Here is a 23,966-nt window from a genome sequence, read left to right as displayed (position 1 = left end):
CTTTGCTGTGCATTCTGAACGTAGAGTGCACAGTACACCGAGTTAATACGGATGTGGATGTTATAGTTTAGATGGGATGTATTTACGCATTGCAAGGATGAGTATCGTAAGCAAAATACTAAAACCAAAAACAGGTAAGCTTAGGCCTAACACAATGCCAGCTAGCATTAACAATACTTTTTGCTGACCAGTTGCACGCGTCCAAACAAATAAGCTTTGACCAACAAAGTGACTTGTCATAAGTTTTAAGTTTGAGTTTTTAAATGCAGCTTTATATGCATAAATAATCATGAAACAAAGCGCAAGCGCATAAAGCGCAAGAACTAACTGATTCATCCAACCAAATAAAATACCAATATGAGCATCAACTCCCCACCGAGTTAGCTTAGCAACGAATGAGTAGTCTTTAAAGGCAAGTTGATCGATAACTTTGTGTTGTTCCATATCAATTGCGATGCTATCTGCTTGAGTTGGCCATTTACGCTGAATCTCGGCCACTTCCCAAGCTTGATTTCCGCTGGTGGGTGGTTTGATTTGTATTTGTGCCGCATCAATACCATGTGCTCTGGCTATTGAAAGAGCGGTATCAAACTCACTTGAGACAATATTTAAATTAAGGTTTTCACTGTGTGGCATTTCGTGATGTTCATGATGCATCACTGTTGGTAAATTATCTGTCTGAAGAGAAGTTGCTAATGTTGGGGTTTGCCAGTTGAGCCATTGACGAGCAACCCGAATATTATCTCCGGCCCACTCCGACCATGTAAGACCAGTAATGGCGATGATTAATAAGAGTGGAAATAAAACTAGACCAAGCGTGCTATGCCACTTCAATAATTTATTTTTTTGTGTTTGCCTGATTTTAAGATTTTGACGTCGTTTCCACCAATTATATAGTCCAGTTAAAGTCAAAATGGCTACCCAACTTGCTGCCAGTTCACTATAAAAGCGACCCCATTTCCCGAGTAATAAATTGCTATGTAATTGATCAAGTGTCGTTCGAAACGGCAGAACTCCACTGGTGCCATAGACAGCTAGGTGACCTTTCGCCTGAAGTGTAAAAGGATCAATAAAAACTGCTTCACTGGTAAAATCATGTAAAGGATCTGAAAAAATGATACGAGTTGTCTGGTCAGCACTTGGGGCGGGTCTAACTTCAATCACCTGTGCAGACTTGGGCATCACTTGCTTTGCGGCTTCAATTTGCTGACTGAGCTTATATTGTGCTTGGTTCAATGGTTCAACATTTAGAACATCTTTATACATCGCTTGTTCAAGTTGTGGCGTAATCGCATAGAGTAAGCCGGTGATTGCAGCAACCAATATCAATGGTGCAATAAAAATACCAGCATAAATATGAATTAAACGAAAAAGACTACGCCAGAAGGATGAATGGGTCAGCATTAGAAGATAATGTCTATCAGGTGTTGGGCTGGATTATAACGATTTATCTCTTGTGATGTTGATTGAGCTGTAACCTCTATTAAATTATTTGAATAGCCCTTATGCAGACTTTTTAACCCAATAATTAAACAGTTTTTATTACTTGGTAAATTTGGCGTTTTTTTTGCTTACTATCTAATACCTTATCTAACATACTTAATTTGATTGTTGTATAAATGATGATTCAAACTATTTTGCTCTCTTATAGTGTGTTTTTCACATGAAAAATGCACCAAATAGACGCGTCTTTTTATTTTGCACTGTATTTGTGCGTTGGGTGCTGTAATGAAGTTATTGCTTTCAATACTCACTTTACTCATTCTATGTGGATGTTCTTCATCTGAACAAAAGCGAAAAACACAAGAAAAGTTAGCAGCCCATTCGATATGTGTTTTTGATAGTACAAATACAAAAGTCTGTGTAGATAAACCAGCACAAAGAATTGTGTCTTTGTTTGAGTCCGGTTTAGATGGCTTATATATGCTAGGGCAAGGCCATAAAGTGATTGGTATACCAGCTGAAGTGTACATACAGCCTTTATTATTTAATGCCTATTCAAAAATCGATCAACGTATTGCCAATAGAGAGCTTGCTACACCTTCGCAAGGTGCAAATGCCACCAATATTGAAAGTCTCGTGCTGTTAAAACCAGATCTGGTGATTTTGGGGAGCGGACAAACCCAAACAATTGAACTGTTAAGGCAGTTTGGGATTGCTGTATATGTGATGGAGTCTGGCACTTACCAGCAAGTGAAAGAAGAGCTATCTGAAATCGCTGTGCTTAGTGGTGCTCAAAAGCGTGCTCAAGAAATTTTAAGTTTTTCTGATGAAATTGTGGCAGAGGTCACAGCTAAAACTGCACGTCAGCCAAATAAACAATCGATTTATTATGCATGGTCAGGTGGACGAATTTTTTCTACCTCGGGACGTCAATCGATTACCAATGACTTTATTGAGCTGGCGGGTGCTTACAACATTGTTCAGGCCAATGCCAATCAACCCAATGTGAACCCCGAGACCTTAATTGAATGGAACCCAGACAATATTGTGCTTTGGAACACCAACCCAAAACTGATTTATGAACGAAAAGAATTACAAGGTTTAAGCGCCGTACAAAACCGAAAGGTCTTTAATTTGAGTCCTGCATTTATATATAACCCACACACCATCAAAATTATTATTACGGCGATTTATTTGAATCACAGTATTTATCCTGAACAGTCCGATTTACCTGTAAGTGCTTTACAACAGCGTATTTTAACTCAGTTGTATGGTGAGCGCCTTGCCAAAGCGTTGGTGCAATGAATATGCAAAAATTGAAATATTATTGGTTTTACCCATTACCAGTCGTGATGATTTTTATCTCGTTGCTCATTGGGCCAACGCAGACATTGAGTGCATGGGACTATTTGCGGTGGGGTGTGCAAGCAGTCTTTGGTACACCATATTTTGATGCTGAACAATTTAGACTGATGCAAAATATTCTTTTGAATGTCAGACTACCCAGAATTTTACTGACCTTTATGGTGGGGGCTGCATTAGCAACCGCGGGTAATGGTTTGCAGGCGTTATTTCGTAACCCTTTAGTCGACTCTTATGTGCTCGGTATTTCATCTGGCGCGGCATTTGGTGCAGCTTTGGCACTTTCTTTAAGTTGGCTTTCACCCAATCTATCCGCCTTTATTTTTGGTGTTTGCGCTGTTGCCTTAACGTATTTATTTGCGCATCAAAAACATGAAAGCCAGACGTCTTTAGTGATGGTAATTTTATCGGGCATGATTGTTTCGGGGCTATTTTTGGCTGGTCTCACGGTGATTCAATATTTAAGTGATCCATTTAAATTGCAAGCCATTGTGCAATGGACCATGGGTAACTTACATCAAGCTTCTTGGCAAAAGGTTCAATATGCCGTGCTACCAATCTGCATTGGCCTTGCCGGATTATTTACGATGCGCTGGCGCCTAAACTTAATGGCACTCGGTGCCGAAGAAGCGCAGGCGGTTGGTGTTAACCCACGCTGGGAACAGCTTCTTTTAATTGCTTTGGTGACTGTATGTACTTCAACTTCTGTGGCTGCAGCAGGCATTATTAGTCTATATGGACTCTTTATGCCGCATATTGTGAGAATGTTGGTTGGGCCAGATCACCGCTACAGTATTCCTGCCAATATGGTGTTGGGCGGTAGTTTTCTACTGATGATTGATAACTTTTCTCGGGTTTTGCTGACGTTTGAAATACCGATTGGCATTTTTACCATGCTACTTGGCGCTCCATTTTTCTTATTATTAATGAAAACACAGAGGAATCATTGGGCATGATTCAAATTGATCAGTTAAATTATGCCTATGGGCACAAACAGGTTCTTAAAAATATTCATCTGGAGTTTCCTAAAAATCAGTTTTCAGTGATTTTAGGGCGTAATGGCTGCGGAAAATCGACACTTTTTAAGTTGATGGCTGGGTTAGAACCCGTAAAAGATGGATTGATCCGTTACTCAGGAAAGCCATTATCGGACTTTAAAGGTAAAGATCGGGCTGCTTTACTTGGCTTTTTACCGCAATTTCATAAAACCGTATTTCCATTTTTGGTTAAAGATGTCGTGATTACGGGTCGTGCCGCTTTTAGTCGATATCGTCCTTTAAAGTCAGATTGGGAGCGTGTTGACCAAGCTTTGCTTGATTTAGACATTGAGCATTTACGCGATCGTCCTTATACCGAGCTATCGGGGGGCGAAAGACAATTGGTCATGATTGCGCGTATTTTAGTGCAAGCACCAAAAGTTATTTTACTGGATGAGCCAACTAACCATCTTGATGTTTATTATCAGTCTTATTTAATGAAAAAATTGCGTCAGTTGTCGCGGCAAAATTTTACGGTCATTGCGATTATGCATGATCCCAACTTAGCATTTTTATTTGCAGATCATTTGTTTTTCATGCGGCAACATGAGGTGGTGAAGCCTGAGTCTAAAACCCGAGTCACCGATCCGAAGTTTTTAAAAAGTGTCTATGATGTTGAGTTTCATGAAGCCATGATTCAAGACAAAACCATTGTTATCCCTGATCATTCTTGGCTATAAATATGACATTTCACTATCAGCTAGCGGACAAATCAGACTATGCATCTGCGGTAGAGTTTGCACTTTATACTAGACAGCTTTTATTCCCAGAAATCTATCATGGGCAAGTTCCCAAAGATTTACAAAATTTTGAGCAATATTATGCCAATAACCCATTAGGTTGCTTTATTACGGTAAAAGATAAAAACCGTATTATTGGCACCATTGCATATCGGGCGTATGACCATCGTTTTGATTTAAATCTGCCACCAAATACGGTTGAGGTCGTCAAGTTATTTGTACTGCCTGAATACCGCCGTAGTGGCATAGCGACCAAGCTATGTGACATGTTGTTTAGCCATGCAAAAAAGAATGGAATTGCTACTTTGTATTTGCACACTCATCCATTTTTGCCTGCGGCTGAAGCGTTTTGGACTCTACAAGGCTTTGAAGTCATTAATCGAGAATGGATCGAGACGTATGACACCATTCACATGAGTAAATCTTTATAGTGCTTTATCATGCACATGAAATCTTTTTTGAAAATGGGTAGGCGGATAGCCCATAATTTTACTGAACATTGCTGTAAAAGCTGCCGAGTGTTCATAGCCCAAACTAAATGCAATTTCAGTAATCGAGATATTCTCTTTTAATGCATTTAAAGCATAGATGATGCAGACCCGATTACGCCATGCTTGAAAGGTCATGCCAGTTTCTGATTTAAACCAGCGATGAAAAGTTCGTTCACTTTTATTGTGATCATGCGCCCACCAGTGATTGCACTGTTGTGATTGGTGTTGAGCAAAAATATGTCGATGGTCTTCGCATTGATAGCACCGACTACATTGCAAAGGCATTTCACAAAGTTGCTGTGATGTAAGGCTTTACGAATGGTAAATTATTAGGTGAATTAATAAAAAATTTATACGCATTTTCACCACAGGTGGCAGCTGCAGCAGCCTTAAAAGATTTAAAAAATATTTTAAGGCATAACTACTAATCTACTAGTAATATTCTATGTAATGGATATTTTATTCTATCTAGCAGGTTTCCAAAAGAAAATCTCTAAACCAGCGTTGTATAGAATCATGGTGTGTGCGTTCATGCCATGCCATTAATTTATTATAACCACCAACTTCAATCGGTGGTTTTTTGGAAATAATACCTGAATCTTTCTCTAATAAATGATGTGGAGCAACAGCAATCCAATCACTATTTTTAAGAATTTCTGGTAACAATAAAAAGCTTGTAATAGACATTACAACATTTCTCTTTTTCCCGATTTTCTCCAATGCAACATCTGTAGCTCCAGTGAAACCACCTCCATCGTAAGAGACTAATACATGATTGAGAGAGCAAAATGTATCTATATCAAGCTCTTGATTAGCTAATGGATGATTTTCTCGCATCATACAAACATAGTTTTCTTTATGGATTATCCGTGAACGAAGGTTCAAGGGAACTGTTGGTTCACCCACGATAATAAGGTCAAGTTCTCCATTCATCAGCATAGCTTCGACATTCCGACCATGAATAGACATCAGAGCTATTTTGACTTTTGGTGCAATCTTATTTAAAGCTAATGTAAAAGGTACACCTACACAATGCATACCGTTATCAGTCGCAGCAATTCTGAAAGTTGTTTCTAGTTCCGCTGGATTAAAGATAGGCGGTTGTATTAATTGCTCAATTTCACTTAATATTTTCTTTAAAGGTTCAGCTAAAGCAAGAGCTCTATCTGTTGGAACCATACCATATGATGCCCGAACAAATAATGGATCATCAAAACGATCTCTTAGACGATTAAGCATGCTACTAACAGCAGGTTGAGTTAAAGCTAATTTATCTGCTGCACGTGTAACATTCTTCTCATCTAGTAATGCATCTAAAGCTTTAAGTAAGTTTAAATCGAGATTATTGATATTAGCCATATTTATAGCATGTATATATTTTGATAATTATATTTATAACAAAGCCTTTTCTATTATGCAAAGCTCCAATTTTAAAGAGCCACCACAATGATAAAAACCTCATCAAAATTTATAGGTGATTGTTCATTACCTATGAGTAAACTTGCATTAGGTACAGTTCAGATTGGTTATGAGCGCGGAATTAGCTTTGATCAAGCTAAAGAAATTATATATTCAGCTTATCATGAGGGTGTTCGATACTTTGACAGTGCACCAATGTATGGATTTGGGCGGGCTGAATATACATTGAGTACCGCTCTACATGAGTTAGAGATCAGAAAGAGTGTTCTTGTCAGTACCAAAGTTGGACGTGTTTTAAACTCACAAGGCTTTTATTCTAAAAATACGTCTTGGTACTTAAATTATCCTGATTACTACTATGACTATACTTATGATGGGGTAATGTCATCTTTCGAAGGTAGCTTAAAACGTACTGGATTGGATCATATTGATTTATTGTTAGTGCATGATCTGGGGAAAAAATGGCATGGAGATAAAGCTGAACTATTTTGGAATCAATTTTGTGAAAGTGGCTTTAAGGCTTTAGAAGAATTGCGTAGGAATAGGAATGTTTCAGCAGTTGGACTAGGTGTAAATGAAACTGAAATTGTTTTAGAAGTAGCTAAAGAGTTTAAAATTGACTGTGCATTGATTGCTGGTCAATATACTTTATTAGATCATAAAAACTCATATGAAGATTTAAAAAAGCTATCCGAATCTAATGTAGAAATTTTAGCTGCGGGAATCTTTAACTCTGGTGTACTTGCCTTAGGTAATACTTCACAAGCTAGTTATAATTATAAAAAAGTACCTGTTGAAATCGTCTCTAAAATACAAAAAATTCAAGCCATTTGTCTAAAATACGATGTATCTCTTGCCACAGCAGCTTTGCAATTTGCAGCAAGCCATCCAGCAATTACATCTTTAGTTTTCGGTGCTAAAAATAAAGAAGAAACTATTACTAATATCCAATCTTTCTCGAAAATAATACCTTATGAGTTTTGGGTAGAACTGAAAAGCGAAAACATCATCAGTGAGCAAATCCCTATAACAGCCCTTAATTGATCTTTGTATAGAGTATTAACTACAAGAGATATTAATGTGATTAATATTGTATATACGATTCTATAATTATATTTATAACAGTGGTTGCTCTAGTATTTTCATAACAGTTGAACATGCATTCTGTTCTAAAGGCGAATGTTGTTGTCCACGACTGAACTCTCATACTTAAGTAGGAAAATATAAGATGTCTAAACCAACATATGTTACTGAATACAATGCAATTGTTGAAGTATTAAATAAATATAATCAAGGTGGTAAACAAGCAGATAGCAGCATAATGAAACCTGCCTTTAATGAACAAGCAACTATCTTTGGTGTTGATGCTGACAATAAACTTATTGGTGGTCCTATCCAAGGTTTATTCGAAGTGATTGATCGTGATTTTAGTCCATCACCAGATGCCCAAGGTGTAATCGTAAATATTGATATCGTTGGCACTGCTGCAAGTGCACGTATAGATACTAATGATATTTCTGGATTTTGTTTTACAGACTTCTTTAACTTATTGAAAGTAGATGGTAAGTGGACAGTTGTTAGTAAAATTTATCATACCCATTCAACAAATTAATGTTTGGAGCGGGCATGAATTATTTAGAAAGTAAAGTAATCATTATTACTGGAGCTTCTTCAGGTATTGGTAAAGCTTCAGCCATAATGTTAGCGGCTGAAGGGGCGAAAGTTATAGCGGTTGCAAGAAATCAAGAACGTCTTAATGAATTAGTTAAAGAAGTAACAAAGCTTGGTGGTGAAATCACAGGCTTTGTAGCAGATGTTACTAACCTTGATGACTCTAAAAAGCTTGCTCAATTCGCTAAAGATACTTATGGCTCTGTCGATATTCTAATTAACAATGCTGGACTTATGCTTTTTTCATATTGGAGCGATTTAGCAATTGATGATTGGAACAAAATGATTGATACCAATATCAAAGGCTATCTGAATGCCATAGCAGGCGTATTGCCAATTATGCTTGAGCAAAAGTCTGGACAAATCTTGAATATGGATTCAGTTGCGGGACATCAAGTAGATCCTGCTGCGGGTATCTACTGTGCAACAAAGTTTTTTGTACAAGCTATGACTGAGTCAATGCGTAAAGATTTGGGTGTTAACCATGGTATCCGAGTTAATACTGTTAGTCCTGGTGTTATTAATACAGGCTGGGCGGACAAAGTCACTGACCCTGAAGGCCGTAAGGCAGCTCAAGAGCTCAACAAAATTGCCATAGATCCAGAGGATGTTGCACGCGCTGTAGTCTATGCACTTAATCAACCTGAAAATGTCACTGTGAATGATTTAATCATTTCTCCGACGCGTCAAAATTGGTAATCACTATCATTCTATCGCTTTTCCAATTCTTACAAGATGTGAGGTGGAGAAGCGATGCTTTTTACTCAGGGTTGGATATTAATCACTTTATCATGAAGGTGTATCTATGAATATTCTTGTTGTTGGTGCAAATGGAAGAGTAGGTTCTCATTTGGTCAAAACATTGGCAGAAATGGGGCATTCAGTTTTTGCAGGAGCTCGCAAAGATTCATTGAGTTTTACGAATCCTTCTATTCAGTTTTTTGAATTGGATTTGCTAGCTGATTTGCAAAAAATCATTCAACGTTTTGAATCTGTAAATATAGATATAATTTACTTCACTGCAGGCTCTAGAGGAAAAAATCTTCTTCAAGTTGATGCTTTTGGTGCAGTGAAAGTGATGCAAGCCGCGAAAGCTGTGGGTATTCGTCGATTTATAATGTTGAGCTCAGTTTTTGCACTACAACCTGAACGCTGGGGTGAGTCATTCTTACAGAATATTACTGATTATAACATTGCAAAATTTTTCGCAGATCATTGGTTAGTTCATCAAAGTAATTTGGATTTTACTATTCTACAACCAGGTGCATTGCAGGAAAATTTAGGTAGTGGCCGAATCAAAATTAATGTCTCAGAGCCTCTTAGTAACAGTATTGATAATGTCGTAGAAACACTTGCAAATATTTTAAGTGCTCCAAATACGATTGGTCAGGTAATTACGATGGCTGATGGTGACATTCCAATTATAGAAGCGCTCAATCAAGTCTCCCCATAAAGTTTTACGTTTCTGTTTAATGCTTTTAAAGCAAAGATTAAGTTCAAAGATTTTTTAAATTGAAGATGAATATGATGAATCCTAAATACTCTCCCTTATTCCAACCCTATACTTTAAATAATGGGGTAACGATTAAAAATAGATTAGTCGTTGCTCCAATGACACATTTTGCTTCTAATGATGATGGTAGTTTAAGCCATGAAGAACGTGCTTTTATTCAAGGACGTGCAGAAAACTTTGGCTTATTCATTAGTGCAGCGACTTTAGTTTCACCTGAGGGTAAAGCATTTGTAGGTCAGCCTGAGGCTATTAGCGATAAAGATTTACCTAGTTTGAAAGCAGTTGCTGAATTAATTAAATCTCAAGGTGCAAAAGCAATTTTACAAATTCATCATGGTGGGAAACTCAGCATTGATGAATTGTTAAATGGTGCTGAAATGGTTGCGCCATCAGAAGATCTAGAATCTGGATCACGTGAACTCACACATTCTGAAATTAATGATTTAATCCGAGCATTTGCTAATGCTGCTGATTTGGCTATTCAAGCGGGTTTCGACGGTGTCGAGATTCATGGTGCAAATGGTTATTTAATTCAGCAATTTAACTCAGCACAATCAAACCGCCGCACGGACGAATGGGGTGGTAGTATTGAAAAACGTATGCGTTTTTCACTATCGATTGTAGATGCTGTACATGCTGTCAAAATGAAACATGGGTTAAATGATTTCATTATTGGTTATCGGTTTTCACCAGAAGAACCGGGAGAGCACGGTTTAACAATGGCAGATACATTTGCTCTAATTGACGCATTGGTAGAAAAACCAATTCAATATTTGCATGTATCTCTTTGGGATTTTTATAAAAAAGCACGTAGAGGGGCAGATGTAAGCTTAACTCGTATGCAACTTCTACATGAGAGAATTGCAGGTAAGCTTCCATTAATTGGTGTCGGAAGTTTATTTAGTGCAGATCAGATATTAGATGCATATGAAACTAAATGGGCTGAATTTATTGCAGTTGGTAAAGCAGTAATGATGAATCCCGATCTTGCAACATTAATTTCGAATGGGCGCGAGAGCGAAATTGTTTTAGCAATAGACCCTCATAAAGCTGATCGTTATCGTATTCCTAATAATCTGTGGCAACAAAATATGAGCCGTTTATCCTATTTACCTCCACTTAAAGATGACTCTGAGTGGAAAACAGTTGATATTTAAATATTGAGCATAATATGGCAATTCAATCTGTACCTTTAGAAAAAGCATATCACTTATTGAACCATGGACCAACTGTGTTGGTCTCTGCAAAACATCAATCTACTGAGAATGTGATGGCTGCTTCATGGGTTTGTGCATTGGAGTTTTCTCCAGCGAAAGTCACTGTGGTTTTAGATAAAATGGCATTTACATGTTCTTTAGTTGAACAAAGTGGATGGTTTGCATTACAAGTTCCTGTTGCGCAGCAGGCTCAAATGGTTGTAGATGTTGGAAGTGAAAGTCTAAAAGACCACCCAAATAAATTGAACGAATTTGGTGTAAAGCTATTTTACCAAGATGGTTTTCAAACTCCTTTAGTCGAAGGTTGTGTAGCTTGGCTACTCTGTAAACTAATTCCAGAGCCACACAATCAAGAAGCTCATGATCTTTTCATTGGAGAGGTGGTTAGTGCTTGGGCTGATGATCGTGTCTTTAAAGATGGTCACTGGCAATTTGATGACGTACCGATAGAACTGAAAACTTTACATTATATTGCTGGTGGACAGTTTTATGTTATAGGCCAAGGACTTAAAGTAAATAAAGGACCTTAGTCTAGCTGTAATTTTACTGTATTGGCATTTTCTATGTACCAATACAGTAAATATTTTAATCATGTTAAAGTTAGAGATATTAAAGATATTGAAAATAAAATAAAGAAAGTACCAATAATTTTGTTAAATAAATAAAAGAATTTTGGTTTTTTTATTAACACTTTAATCTTTTCACCACCCCAAATGTAGATGAGCATCCAAGAAAATTCGCAAACAAAAAAAGTAAAAATCAGTATTGAATACTGTGAGAGGAGAGGTGAATTTGGATTAATAAATTGAGGGAAAAATGAAATAATAAAAAGTAATGTTTTAGGATTACTAATAGCTATAAAAAAACCATTAATAAATAAATTTCCACGTGTTTTAAATTCGAATGCGTTGTCATGGTTTAATTGTTTTGATTTATATTTTAAGTGTTTTATACCTATTATAAATAAGTAGATAATTCCAAATAAATTAATTAATTTAATAAAGATAGTTTGTAAATTACTTAAAAATAAGAGTGTAAGACAACATGCTGTAATTGATATTAATACTCCAAGTAAACACCCAGTAGTTGATATTAACGTTTCTTTTAAAGTTTGGCTTAGTCTCGTATTTAAGATGAATACCATATTAGGGCCTGGTATTGCTGATAGGGCAGAAATAGTAGATAGAAATAAGAGCCAAGTATATAAGGTCATAGCAGTTTATTAAATGTTAAATTATAGTTTTAAAGTAAAAATATAATAAACAATATTTTTTTATTAGATAGATAGAAAAATATTATATGCATATATGATTTTGATAATCATTTTTATTTAATTAAATTTGTTTTATTTCAACGTCTTGAAATTTATATAGGAATAATTTGTTAATTTAAAAAAATATTTTTGTTTCTATGCATGCTTTTTTTTATATAGCATAAATTTGTTTAAAGGATATAAGAAAATAAGGTCGAATAGATTCTTATTATCTTAAATTCCTATCAGGTATAAAGGATTATACGAGTAAAGACAGAATCTAAATTTTAGATTTTAACTCGAAAAACCTTTCTATTTTAAATTTTTATTTAAGACAAAAGTCAATTTAATAGAGGTTCCTATGAGTTTAGCACCATTCCATTTAGCTATCCCTGTTTATGATTTACCTGCTGCAAGAGATTTTTATGGTGAAGTCTTTGGTTTAGAAGAAGGAAGATCTAGTGATCACTGGGTTGATTTTAATTTCTTCGGACATCAGCTAGTTATTCATGAACATCCTAAAATGGATTATCAAGAAAAAGTTGTTTCTAATTCTGTGGATGGCCATGATGTGCCTGCTCCACATTTCGGAATTATTCTTAGTTGGGAAGATTGGGAAACTTTAGCTGAAAGATTAAAGTCTTTAGGTACAAAGTTTGTGATTGAACCCTATGTACGTTTCAAAGGTAAAGTTGGCGAACAAGGAACTATGTTTTTATTTGATCCGTGTGGTAATGCGCTTGAATTTAAAGCATTTAAAGATATGACTCAGCTTTTTGCGAAATAAAGTAATGAGGGATACGAATATTATTTGTATCCCTTTTTTGAGGACATGAAGAAACAAGGATGATTTATGAAAAGTATTTCTTTGGTATGGCAAATATTAATTGGTCTTCTTTTAGGTATTTTAGTCGGGTGGTATTTTAATGTAAATCCAACTCATCAAGTTTGGGTAAGCACTGAAATATTAAAACCGTTAGGCGATATTTTTATTAATATGATGAAAATGGTCGTTGTACCTATTGTATTGTGTTGCATGATCTTAGGCATCGCAGGAGGAGGTGATAATAAGTCTTTTGGAAAAATGGGTGCGGGTTCTCTCCTTTATTTCTTTACAATAACAAGCCTTGCGATTGTTTGGGGTTTATTATTGGCCAATTTTTTTCAACCTGGGGTTGGAACAGATATATCTGGGATGGCACACTCAGCTGTAGTACTGCATACTGATACGAACAAAGGCGCTCTACAGATTATAAAAAATATCGTGCCAGAAAATATTGTGGTAGCCCTATATGAAGGCAAACTACTATCAATTCTATTTTTTGCGATTCTTTTTGGTTTAGCATTAAACAAAATTCCTGAAGAAAAAAGCCAACCTGTAATAAGAGTTTTACAGGGAATATCTGATGCATTGTTTAAGCTGGTAAGTTTAGTCATGGCTTATGCACCGATTGGTGTGTTTGGTATGATCGGAGCGACAGTTGCGACTTTTGGCTTCAGTTCTTTATTGCCATTACTGAAATTAATTGGAGTCGTTTATCTAGCTTTAGCTTTATTTGCTATTTTTGTTCTAGGTACTGTGTGTTTGTATATAAGAGAAAACTTATTTCACCTTATTAAATATTTTAAAGATGAACTCATTCTAGCTTTCTCAACTGGTGCGTCTGCTGCTGTTATGCCGCAATTAATGCAGAAACTGGAAAACTATGGCGTTCCACGCCGTATTGTAAGTTTTGTAGTGCCTATGGGGTATGCATTTAATTTAGATGGAGCATCAATTTTCTTAGGTGTGGCTACAATTTTCGTCGCTCAATTATATGGAATAGATTTGTCTATCTCTCAACAAGCATTATTGGTTGTGACTATGGTCTTAACATCTAAAGGGGCAGCAGGAGTTCCAGGTTTTGCAATTCTAATTTTATCTGCAACTTTAGCTACAGCTGGTTTACCGCTAGAGGGTGTTGCGTTAATTGCTGGTATTTTTAGAATTATTGAAAGTGGTACTACAACATTAAATGTTCTTGGAAATGCTATTGCACCACTTGTTGTAGCAAAGTGGAAAACGAAACGGTTAGAGTCTTTTAATACTGTAACTGAAAATTAAAACCAAAGATAAGTATCGCACTAAGAGATACTTATCTATATAAATTTAGGAAGTGTATAATTTCTACAAGGATTGGTTTTATCATTTAATGGAATGCAGATAGTATGTTTCATGAGCTCAAAACCCTTATAGCAATTAAAAAATATGGTTCATTTAGTGCTACAGGTAACAATGTGGGGCTTACTCAAGCAGCTGTCAGCGCACAAATCAAATCTTTAGAATCTTATTTGGGGATTAAGCTCTTTGAAAGAAATGGAAAAACTGTTCAATTTAATAGTGAGGGTTTACGCGTACTTGCATTAGCTGAGCAACTTTTTGAACTCGTTGATAAGATGAAACAACCCGAATGTATGGCAGATTTTACGGGTGAGATTAGAATAGGGGCAATTGCCTCGATCCAATCAAATATTTTGCCAGAAATACTTGAAGAACTATTTAAATATTTTCCTAAAGCAAAAATTAAGCTTATACCAGGAGTGTCATTCAATTTATTCCATCAGCTGGGAAAAAATGAGATAGATCTCGCGATTATCATTAAGCCTAATTTTGAAATTTCAGATGACTATTGTTATTACACCTTAAAAAAAGAGCCTATTCTTCTTATTACCCCAATTGATATTCACGAAAAACACCCTGTTGAAATTTTGAAAAATAATCCGTTTATACGTTATGACTATTCTTCATTTGGGGGGAAAGTTGTTGCAAACTACTTAAATAGGAATCAAATAAAAACAAAGGACATCATTGAAGTTGATGAAATTGAAGCAATCATCAGAATGGTAGAAAAAAACTTAGGTGTAGCTTTGATTCCAGATATTGGAATGAATAAATTAAAAGAAAAAAATATTAATATTATTGATCTGAAACAACCAGATTTATATCGAGAAATTATTATTATCCATAAAAAGAATACTGAAGATTCAATTATATCGAGTATTGTTTCTAAAATAGTTGAAGGTGTGGCTATTCGTGATAAGTAATTAAGTCTATTCATGTCTCAACAAAGCATATGTGCTATTGATATGAAAAGACAAACATCCGACATTAAGACGGATTTTTTATTGCGTAAACTTAATTGATATAGATTGTAACAATCTCGAAATATGTGTCAAAAATCTCACATCAAATGTCATTCAGCGATTGCCTTAAAAAAGTTTGAAAATTAGACTTGAAATATATAGTGGCTTTATGCCACTATATATTCATCAAAAGTCATCAGACAAAAGAGGGTGATATGGCTATCCAGCTTTTAGATGCGGCAAGAAATGAAATTCCAGTGAAATTCACGCAGTTTTCTGGTGGAGAGCGTCATGTTCAGATTGATGAGACAACCTTAGCTTCTTTATCTGGCACCGTATTGGTTCGTGCACAAATGACCACAAGCCACGATGTGATGGACTATTTACTGCTTGAAAATGTATTGCTGAATCAGGGTTTAACCGTTGACCTAGAAATTCCATATTTTCCATACGCCCGTCAGGACCGTATTTGTGCAGTAGGCCAAGCGTTCTCACTTGATGTGATGACCAAATTACTCAACATCAACGCAGACAAAAAAGCGGGAAAACAAGGCAAGGTAACTGTATGGGACTGCCATAGTGAAGTAACAACAGCATTACTTGCAGCCAATACTTCTTTTAGTGAAGTTGTAAATGTCAGTTCAGTCGACATCATCGCAAAGAATGAAGCGCTGAGTGCATTGTTAAAAGATGAAAAAACAGTACTGATTTGCCCAGACAAAGGGGCGAAAGCACGTACACAAATGGTTGCAGATGCTTTTAATCACGAGCGCAAACAACCCATCACTATTGTTCAGTGTGATAAAAAACGTGACCCAGTGACTGGCAAAATTTTAGGTACACATGTACATGCGACTGATTTATCAGGCCTAACCGCGGTAATCACCGATGACATTTGCGACGGCGGTGCAACTTTTATTGGTATTGCCAAAGAACTCCGTCACCTCAATTGCCATAAGGTCGTTCTGTATGTGACCCACGGTATTTTTAGTAAAGGAATTGAAGTTTTTGATGGGCTGCTAGATCAACTGTTTACTTCAGACAGCTTTCCACAACAGCCAACAGACAAAATTTCAGTAATTGCTTTTGCAGCAAAATAAAGAGAATAAAGATGACTATTAAACTTAACCCGCTAAACGCTATCGATTTTTATAAAGCTGATCACAGACGTCAGTATCCAGTAGGCACAGAATATGTGTACGCAAACTTTACGCCGCGTTCATCTCGACTCGCTAAAATGTTGCCTGACTTCGATGATAAAGTTGTATTTTTTGGTCTTCAGGGTTTTATCAAACATTTTTTGATCGATACGTGGAATGAAGGCTTTTTTAAACAACCTAAAGATAAAGTGGTAGCTACTTATAAACGCCGTATGGATACTTCATTGGGTGAAGGTGCTGTACCGGTCGATCACATTGAAGCATTACACGACTTGGGCTATTTACCATTACGCATTAAAGCATTGCCAGAAGGCAGCCGCGTCAATATGCGTGTACCCGTGCTCACTGTAGTTAATACCGACCCGCGTTTCTTTTGGTTAACCAACTATATTGAAACTGTGTTAAGTGCTGAGCTTTGGAAAAGTTGTACTACAGCCACAATTGCCTACGAATACAAACGTTTATTAACGCAATATGCCTTAAAAACTGGCGCACCACTCGATTTTGTATCTGTGCAGGGACACGATTTTAGTAGCCGGGGCATGAGTGGAATTTATGATGCAGCGCAATCTGGCGTGGGGCACTTAACCAGTTTTATTGGAACGGACTCGGTTGCTTCAATCGACTACGCTGAAGACTACTACAATGCCACAGGTGTGATTGGTGTGTCTGTACCAGCGACCGAACACAGTGTGATGTGTATGGGCACAGAAAACAGTGAGCTAGAAACATTTAAGCGTTTAATTTGCGAACTTTATCCGTCGGGTGTTGTCAGTGTCGTGTCTGATACTTGGGATTTTTGGCGAGTGATTACCGAGTTTACGGTGGCTTTAAAACCTGAAATTCTGGCAAGACAGCCCAACGCTTTAGGTTTGGCTAAATTGGTTTTCCGTCCAGACTCTGGCGACCCTGTTAAAATTATTTGTGGTGATCCAGATGCCGAAGTCGGCAGCCCAGCTTACAAAGGCGCGGTTGAATGCTTATGGGAAGTATTTGGTGGCACAACAACTGACCAAGGCTATAAAGTACTGAATGAGCGTGTCGGTTTAATTTACGGTGACTCGATTACCCTAGACCGTGCACAGCGCATTTTAGAAGGGCTAGAAGCTAAAGGTTTTGCTTCAAACAATTTAGTGTTTGGGATCGGCAGCTTTACCTATAACTACTTAACTCGCGATACCTTTGGGTTTGCTGTTAAAGCAACTTGGGGGCAAGTCAATGGCGTGGGTCGAGAGCTATTTAAAGACCCGATTACTGACTCAGGTGTAAAAAAGTCTGCGAAAGGTCTATTACGCATTGAAGAAAGTGAAATAGGTTTTACCTTGTTTGATGAGCAAACAGCCGAACAAGAAAAGGGCGGAGCACTAAAAACAGTCTTTGAAAATGGTAAACTTCAATATGAGTGTACTTTGGATCAAATTCGTGAGCGTTTATCCATCGCATAACTGAGTTTAGATGAGCCGTTACATGAGTATCGGTTCATCGTTTTCATTGAGAGACTGAACGTGACTATTCAAACTGAACAAGAATTCCTTGCCAGTTATGATCGCCGAGATTATGACGCACCTTTACTGACTGTAGATATGGCTATTTTCTCGGTATTTAATGGTCAGTTGCAGGTATTACTCATTAAGCGACCCAACTTTCCAGCCAAAGACCAATGGGCTTTACCGGGCGGTTTTGCCGATTTAACCCATGATCAAGACTTGATGGCCACGGCTTATCGTAAGCTGGTCGAAAAAACAGGGATTGCTTCACCTTATTTGGAACAGGTTGCCTCTGTCGGCAACGCCAAACGTGACCCGCGTGGTTGGGCTGTGACCATTTTGTATTTTGCTTTAATTGATTTTAATGCTTACCAACATCAAGTGTTGGCTGAATACAGCGAATGGGTGTCCGTAGCAAAAGCACAAGATTTAGCATTGGCTTTTGATCACAATGAATTGCTTAGCCTAGCATTAGAACGTCTGACCAATAAAACCCGCTATACCGCATTGCCAGCCAGTCTGATGCCTGAATTATTTACACTGACTGAGCTACAAACCATTTATGAAATTATTCTTGGGCAATCTTTAGATAAAAAAGCGTTTAGACGCCGTATGATAGAAGCGGGCGCAGTTGAAGAAACTAATCACAGTAAAATTGTGGGTAAACGACCAGCTCAGCTTTACCGTTATGCACTCGATTCTTTCGATTTTATATTTCCTCGCTCACTCGAATTACCCAGAAATAAAGAGGGTGAAGATAAGCAAAACAATGAGCTTTCTGACTAGCGCATCTTGATGCACTTTTGATTTATAATGCCGCGCTTATGATTAATGTCATGTTTTGATCAGCACTTTGCCTATGTCACACGTTTCTCCCTGCTTCCAGCAAAACCAGTTTTTTGTATTGGTGGAATACCTCACTTCATTACACGAGATTTATCCTGTGAAATATGAGTTTGCAGGATATCCAGCTGCAATGACATTGGCAGATCGCGTACATTCAGATCATGATATTGCGCCGCTTGAGGCCAGCAAAAGTTATCCAGACTCAATCGATAAAGTCTTACACTTTTCGGGTAAGGCCCGAGACATACAAGATTTTGAGCACTTTTTAGAACAAGCCAAGTCTGCCAATATTCAAAACTTATTATTGCTTACAGGCGATAAACTGAAAGAACATCATAATGGACGAGATGGGCAGCCTCGTAGTCGATACCTTGAGTCTGTAAATGCCGTAATGGCAGCCAAGCAGCATGGCGGGTTTCGTATTGGGGTTGCTTTTAACCCATTTAAATATGTTGAAGCTGAGCGTGACGCACAGTATTTAAAACTGCATAAGAAGATTAAAGCAGGCGCTGACTTTATCATTACCCAATTGGGCTATGACATTGAAGCCTTAAAGCAAGCCAAATCATTTTTAACGAAGCATGCTTATTCGCAGCAAATACTGGCTTGTGTCATGCCACTGACTTTGGGCCGTGCTAATTTCATGGTGAAGCATAACGTCGCGGGTATTGTAATTACTCCACACATGCTAAAAGTCTTGGCAGATGAAAAACTAGCAGGGCATACAGACCGTGTTTATTTACGCTGTGCTTTACAGATTTTAATATGTAAACACTTAGGGTTTGCAGGCATTCATTTATCTGCTTGCCATAAGCCAGAAGAACAAATTTTGCTTGAAAGTTATATTGAGCAGTACAGACATTTGGAGCTTGAAGCCTTAGAAGAGCTTTGGAATTCACTTTGGCAAGTCACATCAGGCAAAGAGTTTTCACCTGTAATTGCTCGTTTTTCGCGTCAGCCAACGTCTAAACAAATAATTAAATATCGCCAATTGCATGTTATGCATGAAGCAATGTTTGGATCAAAAATTGCCAAAGGTGTAGGGCGGTTTATTTTCAAGGCATCTTTTTGGGAAAACTCTTTAGTAGCTAAAGTATTAATTAAAACAGAAGTGCTGAGTAAACATAGCCTAGTCGGTTGTGAAAGCTGTGGTCAGTGTCGCCTAAGCGATACTTTATATATATGTCCTGAAACGTGTCCAAAAGGTTTAGCCAACGGACCATGTGGCGGGACAACTTTAGATCGCTGTGAATTTGGTGACCGTGAGTGTATTCATTCAGTCAAAGCAAGACTTGCAAAAGCAGTTGAGCAAACAGAAGTATTAAAAGAAAAACTGATTCCAACCGTACCTGTTGAAACGAGAGGAACCAGTTCTTGGAAAAATTGGTATTTAGCGACTGAGGCTTAAGTTTTGTATTACCCTTTGATTTGATTTCAAAATTAATTGATATGCTAAACCATGGCGATAATTTAAAAATAACAATTACTTGCCTTAATTATGTTCAATCAAAATGATTACCTAGGAGTATACTTAAAGCAAATCTTTTGCGTTAAAAGGAAAGCTCTCTCAATGAAAAAGTTAGTTGCTGCACTTGCTGTAATTGTTATTTTAAGTGGATGCGTTTACGACCCTATTAATTACGACAAAATACACGACCAAGAGTTCCAAGATCACCTCAAACAAAACGGTTAGTAATAAAAAAGCCCACTTAATGAGTGGGTTTTAGTGTTTAAAAAGCTAAACCCTCTATTTCCTAAATAAAAAAGAGTTAAAAGTAACTCTTTTTTATTTTATTTTTTCCTTTTAATAATGTGTAATTACTTGACGAGACTCCGTCTTTTTTGTAAAAAACAATATACTATTCAACTAAATATAATTAATTCAAAAATTATTAAGTGTGTATCTTTAGCAAACTTTAATATTTAAGTTTCTTTATTTTTTTAAAACTACAATATTTATATTTTATTTTCATAAGAATAACAGGGAAGTTGTTAATTGTGATGAAATTCACATATTAATTAAATTAATGATATGTAGTATTCGAAAAATTGAGGTAATTTTTAGAGTTTAGTAATTAGTTTTTTGTACTTACTCTTCTTATTCTTCGATGTAGGATTATCTAAAAACATATATATTTTATATTAAATAATTGATTTTTAGGTAAATTATTTTAATTAAAAAATAGTTTTATAGAAAAATATTAGACAAAATCTAAAATTAAATAATTTTTAAATATAGTTTTTATAATATTTAGCTTATTGGCAGAAATAGAAAAAATATATGACAAAACGGTCAATGATCTTTAATTGACTTAAGAATGATAATTTGCACTAATTTTACGCTATCACGATTCATTTAATAAAACCTAGTGAAAAGTTACGTAAAAAAGACGCTAATAGTTTATTGGTGTAAATAAAAAATCGAATATTACAAATAAACGGAATGAATATGGATAACGTAGCTCAGCTAGAAACTGATACTAATTTCCAAAGTCGAAAAAAGATAACTTGGGGTGTTTTTAGTGTCCTGCTGTTATTTTTAGTCGCGGGCATTATATATTATTTTTTTGTATACCGATTTTATCAATCGACCGATAATGCTTATGTGCAAGCGGATGTCACTTGGGTGATGCCAAAGATTTCAGGCGAAGTGATGGAGTTATTAATTAACGATAATCAGTTTGTAAAGAAAGGGGAAACCTTAGCTGTATTAGATCATCGTGATTACCAAGCTCGTTATGATCAGGCTAGCTCTGTCGTGAGCTTAAAAGAAGCGGCGCTGGGTGTACAACAACAAAATGAAAAGTCTGCCAAGTCTTCAATTAGTGAAGCCAATAGTGGTGTCGTTGCGGCACAAGCAGACTTATCTCGCTTAAGAAAAGATTTTGAACGTTATCAAGATTTATTAAAAGATGGAGTAATTACCCGTCAAAACTTTGAAGGGGTTCAATCTCAATATTTAACGGCTCAAGCACAGCTAAGCAAGGCGCAAGCCGCCGTAAATGCAGCAGAAGCTCAGTTGGGTAGTTTACAGGCCAGTAGAGCGCAACTTTTGGCAGATATTCAAAGTGCCAATGCAAACTTAAACCTTTATCAAATTGATTTGGCTTCATCAAAAGTGGTGAGCCCAGTCGCAGGGAAAATAGGAAGCCTTGCAATCCAGAAAGGTTCGCGTGTTTCTCCGCAAACCCGTTTAATGGCGATTATTCCTGAAAATAGTTTGTATGTACAAGCGAACTTCAAAGAAACCCAAATTGAAAAAATGCATATTGGCCAGAAAGTTAAATTAAAACTTGATGCTTACCCCAGCCTGACTTACAGCGGAACAATTGAGAGTTTTTCACCAGCCTCTGGTGCAACTTTCTCACTCATGCCACCAGACAATGCCACAGGCAACTTTAACAAGGTTGTACAACGTATTCCTGTACGCATTGCCATAGATTCAAGTCCGCATATTGATCTTATAAAACCCGGAATGTCGGTTAGCGCTACGGTTGACCTAAGAACTTAATAATAAAATTTTTAGGTAATAAGAAATGAATAAGCATATTGACGCTGAGTGGAAGTTTCCCGCAAAGACGGCTTGGGCAATTTTTGCTGCCATGATTTTTGGCAACTTTATGGCGATTCTTGATATTCAGATTGTGGCGAGTTCTTTAAATGAAGTTCAAGCCGGCATGAGTGCAAGCCGCTATGAAGTGACTTGGGTGCAAACGGTTTATTTAATTGCCGAAATTATTGCGATTCCAATGTCGAGTATTGTCTCGCGAGTACTTTCAACACGGGTCTATTACACGATCTGTGCAATTGGCTTCACTATCAGTTCTTTACTTTGTGCGTTGGCATGGAACTTAGAGAGTTTATTGGTTTTCCGTGGCATTCAAGGCTTTATGGGCGGTGGCATGATTCCAACTTCCATGACCGCTTTGTACTTGCTGTTTCCAGAAGCAAAACGTTCATTGCCTTTGGTTATGTTTGGAATGATCAGTACTTTAGGTCCAGCCATCGGCCCAACCATTGGCGGCTGGTTAACCAATAACTTCTCATGGCATTGGATGTTCCTGATTAATATCATTCCGGGCATTATCATTGCCACGGTCATCTACTCAGGCCCAAATATCGACCGTGCGAATCATTCACTCATCAAAAGCATGGATTGGTTCAGCCTCATTGGTATGGCGATGTTTTTGGGTGGATTGGAATATTTCCTTGATGAAGGCGCACGGCATGACTGGCTTGCAGACACAGGCGTTCGAATTGCTTTCATGATCTGCGTTGTGGGTGGCATGATCTTCTTCTCTAGAAGCTTTACCCAACCTAAGCCATTGCTCGATTTATCCGTATTTAAGAATAAAAACTTTACCTTAAGTGCCATCACAACTTTTGTGATTGGTATGGCGCTCTATGGCTTGGGTTACATGATTCCAGTGTTTCTGGGGCAAGTCCGTGAAATGAACAGTAGCCAAATTGGTCACGTCATGATGGTGACAGGCATTGTCATGTTCTGCTTTGCGCCGTTTCTTGCGTGGCTCATTCCCAATTTTGATACTCGCAAAACAGTATTTATTGGAATGATTCTGGCTGGTTTTGGTGTATGGCTCAATTCTCACCTCAGCATTCACAGCGATTATGACTTTATGTTTTGGCCACAAATTTATCGCGGCATTGGCCTCATGATCTGTCTGATTGTGGTTTCGCATTTAGCCATGAGCACTTTGCCACTGAGTAAAGTGGCCGATGCCAGCGGTATTTATAACCTGATGCGCAATATTGGCGGAGCGGTTGGACTGGCACTGATTAACTCATCATTAGATTGGCTGACTGCGCTTCATGTTACCCAGATTAATCAGTCGATGACCCCGCAGAACTGGATCTTTACAGAAAGACTCGATCAGCTCACGGCGCAATATCAGGAAGTCGGCTCAAATGCACAGCAAATTGCGCTCAGCGTGATCTATCGTGACATTCATTTTCAGGCACTTACATCTAGTTTTAATGATTTATTACGCATGCTCGCAATCATCATGTTTGTGACCGCCTTTTTAACCATATTTATGGATCGGGGGAAGAAAATGAATATGTAGCTATTTAGAAATAAAGAGCAGCTTTCAAAGAATGAAAAACAATAGGGCATATCAAAACGTATCCCTTCATAGAAAAAGAACATTTATATGAGTTTTCTAATATCGGTAGATGAGATCGGGG

Annotated in this window: 23 protein-coding genes and 1 pseudogene; 20 read left to right on the top strand and 4 right to left on the bottom strand. The window is 37.2% G+C overall.

Annotated features, from left to right (window positions below):
- Nucleotides 1-60: 60 nt before the first annotated feature.
- Nucleotides 61-1,404, bottom strand: a complete 1,344-nt coding sequence (locus tag KTH84_RS03460; protein ID WP_262471976.1) for a PepSY-associated TM helix domain-containing protein — start codon at nucleotides 1,402-1,404, stop codon at nucleotides 61-63.
- A gap of 324 nt (nucleotides 1,405-1,728) precedes the next feature.
- Here KTH84_RS03460 and KTH84_RS03455 point away from each other — a divergent pair, with 324 nt between their 5' ends.
- From KTH84_RS03455 to KTH84_RS03440, 4 genes are read left to right on the top strand one after another with little or no spacing between them, the layout of a single operon-like run.
- Nucleotides 1,729-2,748 carry an ABC transporter substrate-binding protein gene (locus KTH84_RS03455; RefSeq protein ID WP_262471974.1) on the top strand — a complete coding sequence of 340 codons (1,020 nt, stop codon included), beginning with the start codon at nucleotides 1,729-1,731 and terminating at the stop codon, nucleotides 2,746-2,748.
- Nucleotides 2,749-2,750: 2 nt separating this feature from the next.
- Complete coding sequence (locus KTH84_RS03450) at nucleotides 2,751-3,761, top strand: FecCD family ABC transporter permease (protein WP_262471972.1); 1,011 nt, start codon at nucleotides 2,751-2,753, stop codon at nucleotides 3,759-3,761.
- Nucleotides 3,758-4,522, top strand: a complete 765-nt coding sequence (locus tag KTH84_RS03445; protein ID WP_262471970.1) for an ABC transporter ATP-binding protein — start codon at nucleotides 3,758-3,760, stop codon at nucleotides 4,520-4,522. The genes KTH84_RS03450 and KTH84_RS03445 overlap by 4 nt, the downstream gene beginning before the upstream one ends.
- A 2-nt stretch (nucleotides 4,523-4,524) precedes the next feature.
- The gene (locus KTH84_RS03440; RefSeq protein WP_410374393.1) at nucleotides 4,525-5,013 is read left to right on the top strand and encodes a GNAT family N-acetyltransferase; all 489 of its coding nucleotides are present in this window, start codon (nucleotides 4,525-4,527) and stop codon (nucleotides 5,011-5,013) included.
- On the opposite strand, the pseudogene KTH84_RS03435 reads toward KTH84_RS03440, so the two are convergent.
- Nucleotides 5,008-5,271 (bottom strand): annotated as a pseudogene (locus tag KTH84_RS03435) (helix-turn-helix domain-containing protein); the annotation flags it as partial. The gene KTH84_RS03440 and the pseudogene KTH84_RS03435 sit on opposite strands and share 6 nt — an antisense overlap.
- A 270-nt stretch (nucleotides 5,272-5,541) precedes the next feature.
- Nucleotides 5,542-6,432: a LysR family transcriptional regulator gene (locus KTH84_RS03430; RefSeq protein ID WP_133973526.1), complete on the bottom strand. Its 891-nt coding sequence runs from the start codon at nucleotides 6,430-6,432 to the stop codon at nucleotides 5,542-5,544.
- A 132-nt stretch (nucleotides 6,433-6,564) separates the two neighbouring features.
- Between KTH84_RS03430 and KTH84_RS03425 the strand changes: the two genes are divergently transcribed.
- The 6 genes from KTH84_RS03425 to KTH84_RS03400 all read left to right on the top strand — a co-directional run bounded on the left by KTH84_RS03425 (nucleotide 6,565) and on the right by KTH84_RS03400 (nucleotide 11,423).
- Nucleotides 6,565-7,536 (top strand): aldo/keto reductase, encoded by a 972-nt coding sequence (locus tag KTH84_RS03425; protein WP_262471968.1) that lies wholly within the window; start codon nucleotides 6,565-6,567, stop codon nucleotides 7,534-7,536.
- Nucleotides 7,537-7,720: 184 nt separating this feature from the next.
- Nucleotides 7,721-8,104, top strand: a complete 384-nt coding sequence (locus KTH84_RS03420; RefSeq protein WP_262471966.1) for a nuclear transport factor 2 family protein — start codon at nucleotides 7,721-7,723, stop codon at nucleotides 8,102-8,104.
- Nucleotides 8,105-8,118: 14 nt separating this feature from the next.
- Nucleotides 8,119-8,862: an SDR family oxidoreductase gene (locus KTH84_RS03415; protein WP_262471964.1), complete on the top strand. Its 744-nt coding sequence runs from the start codon at nucleotides 8,119-8,121 to the stop codon at nucleotides 8,860-8,862.
- A 106-nt stretch (nucleotides 8,863-8,968) separates the two neighbouring features.
- Entirely contained in the window at nucleotides 8,969-9,616 is a 648-nt protein-coding gene (locus KTH84_RS03410) for an SDR family oxidoreductase (RefSeq protein WP_262471962.1), read from the top strand.
- A gap of 71 nt (nucleotides 9,617-9,687) precedes the next feature.
- Nucleotides 9,688-10,833, top strand: a complete 1,146-nt coding sequence (locus KTH84_RS03405) for an NADH-dependent flavin oxidoreductase (protein WP_133973533.1) — start codon at nucleotides 9,688-9,690, stop codon at nucleotides 10,831-10,833.
- Nucleotides 10,834-10,847: 14 nt separating this feature from the next.
- Nucleotides 10,848-11,423 (top strand): flavin reductase family protein, encoded by a 576-nt coding sequence (locus KTH84_RS03400; protein ID WP_262471961.1) that lies wholly within the window; start codon nucleotides 10,848-10,850, stop codon nucleotides 11,421-11,423.
- Between the two features lie 59 nt (nucleotides 11,424-11,482).
- Here the strand turns inward: KTH84_RS03400 and KTH84_RS03395 are convergent, their stop codons facing one another.
- The gene (locus KTH84_RS03395) at nucleotides 11,483-12,106 is read right to left on the bottom strand and encodes a LysE family translocator (RefSeq protein WP_262471960.1); all 624 of its coding nucleotides are present in this window, start codon (nucleotides 12,104-12,106) and stop codon (nucleotides 11,483-11,485) included.
- Between the two features lie 400 nt (nucleotides 12,107-12,506).
- Here KTH84_RS03395 and KTH84_RS03390 point away from each other — a divergent pair, with 400 nt between their 5' ends.
- The 10 genes from KTH84_RS03390 (at nucleotide 12,507) to KTH84_RS03345 (ending at nucleotide 23,845) form a co-directional block, all read left to right on the top strand.
- Nucleotides 12,507-12,932 (top strand): VOC family protein, encoded by a 426-nt coding sequence (locus KTH84_RS03390; protein ID WP_133973539.1) that lies wholly within the window; start codon nucleotides 12,507-12,509, stop codon nucleotides 12,930-12,932.
- Nucleotides 12,933-12,998: 66 nt separating this feature from the next.
- Nucleotides 12,999-14,249, top strand: a complete 1,251-nt coding sequence (locus tag KTH84_RS03385; protein ID WP_262471959.1) for a cation:dicarboxylate symporter family transporter — start codon at nucleotides 12,999-13,001, stop codon at nucleotides 14,247-14,249.
- Between the two features lie 104 nt (nucleotides 14,250-14,353).
- Nucleotides 14,354-15,229, top strand: coding sequence for a LysR family transcriptional regulator (locus KTH84_RS03380; protein WP_262471958.1), 876 nt, complete (start codon nucleotides 14,354-14,356; stop codon nucleotides 15,227-15,229).
- 254 nt (nucleotides 15,230-15,483) lie between these two features.
- Nucleotides 15,484-16,368, top strand: a complete 885-nt coding sequence (locus KTH84_RS03375; RefSeq protein ID WP_262471957.1) for a phosphoribosyltransferase family protein — start codon at nucleotides 15,484-15,486, stop codon at nucleotides 16,366-16,368.
- An 11-nt stretch (nucleotides 16,369-16,379) separates the two neighbouring features.
- Complete coding sequence (locus tag KTH84_RS03370) at nucleotides 16,380-17,873, top strand: nicotinate phosphoribosyltransferase (RefSeq protein WP_262471956.1); 1,494 nt, start codon at nucleotides 16,380-16,382, stop codon at nucleotides 17,871-17,873.
- 60 nt (nucleotides 17,874-17,933) lie between these two features.
- On the top strand, nucleotides 17,934-18,701 hold the full coding sequence (locus KTH84_RS03365) for an NUDIX domain-containing protein (RefSeq protein WP_262471955.1): 768 nt from the start codon (nucleotides 17,934-17,936) through the stop codon (nucleotides 18,699-18,701).
- A gap of 73 nt (nucleotides 18,702-18,774) precedes the next feature.
- The gene (locus KTH84_RS03360) at nucleotides 18,775-20,169 is read left to right on the top strand and encodes a methylenetetrahydrofolate reductase C-terminal domain-containing protein (RefSeq protein ID WP_262471954.1); all 1,395 of its coding nucleotides are present in this window, start codon (nucleotides 18,775-18,777) and stop codon (nucleotides 20,167-20,169) included.
- Between the two features lie 162 nt (nucleotides 20,170-20,331).
- Nucleotides 20,332-20,454, top strand: a complete 123-nt coding sequence (locus tag KTH84_RS03355) for a hypothetical protein (RefSeq protein WP_262471953.1) — start codon at nucleotides 20,332-20,334, stop codon at nucleotides 20,452-20,454.
- Between the two features lie 756 nt (nucleotides 20,455-21,210).
- Entirely contained in the window at nucleotides 21,211-22,272 is a 1,062-nt protein-coding gene (locus KTH84_RS03350; RefSeq protein WP_262471952.1) for an HlyD family secretion protein, read from the top strand.
- A gap of 25 nt (nucleotides 22,273-22,297) precedes the next feature.
- Nucleotides 22,298-23,845, top strand: a complete 1,548-nt coding sequence (locus tag KTH84_RS03345) for a DHA2 family efflux MFS transporter permease subunit (RefSeq protein ID WP_262471951.1) — start codon at nucleotides 22,298-22,300, stop codon at nucleotides 23,843-23,845.
- The last annotated feature ends 121 nt before the right edge of the window (nucleotides 23,846-23,966 follow it).

This window comes from Acinetobacter sp. WU_MDCI_Abxb74 (genome assembly GCF_025513915.1).
GTDB lineage: Bacteria > Pseudomonadota > Gammaproteobacteria > Pseudomonadales > Moraxellaceae > Acinetobacter > Acinetobacter calcoaceticus_C.
This window is presented reverse-complemented; position numbering and strand designations above follow the sequence as displayed.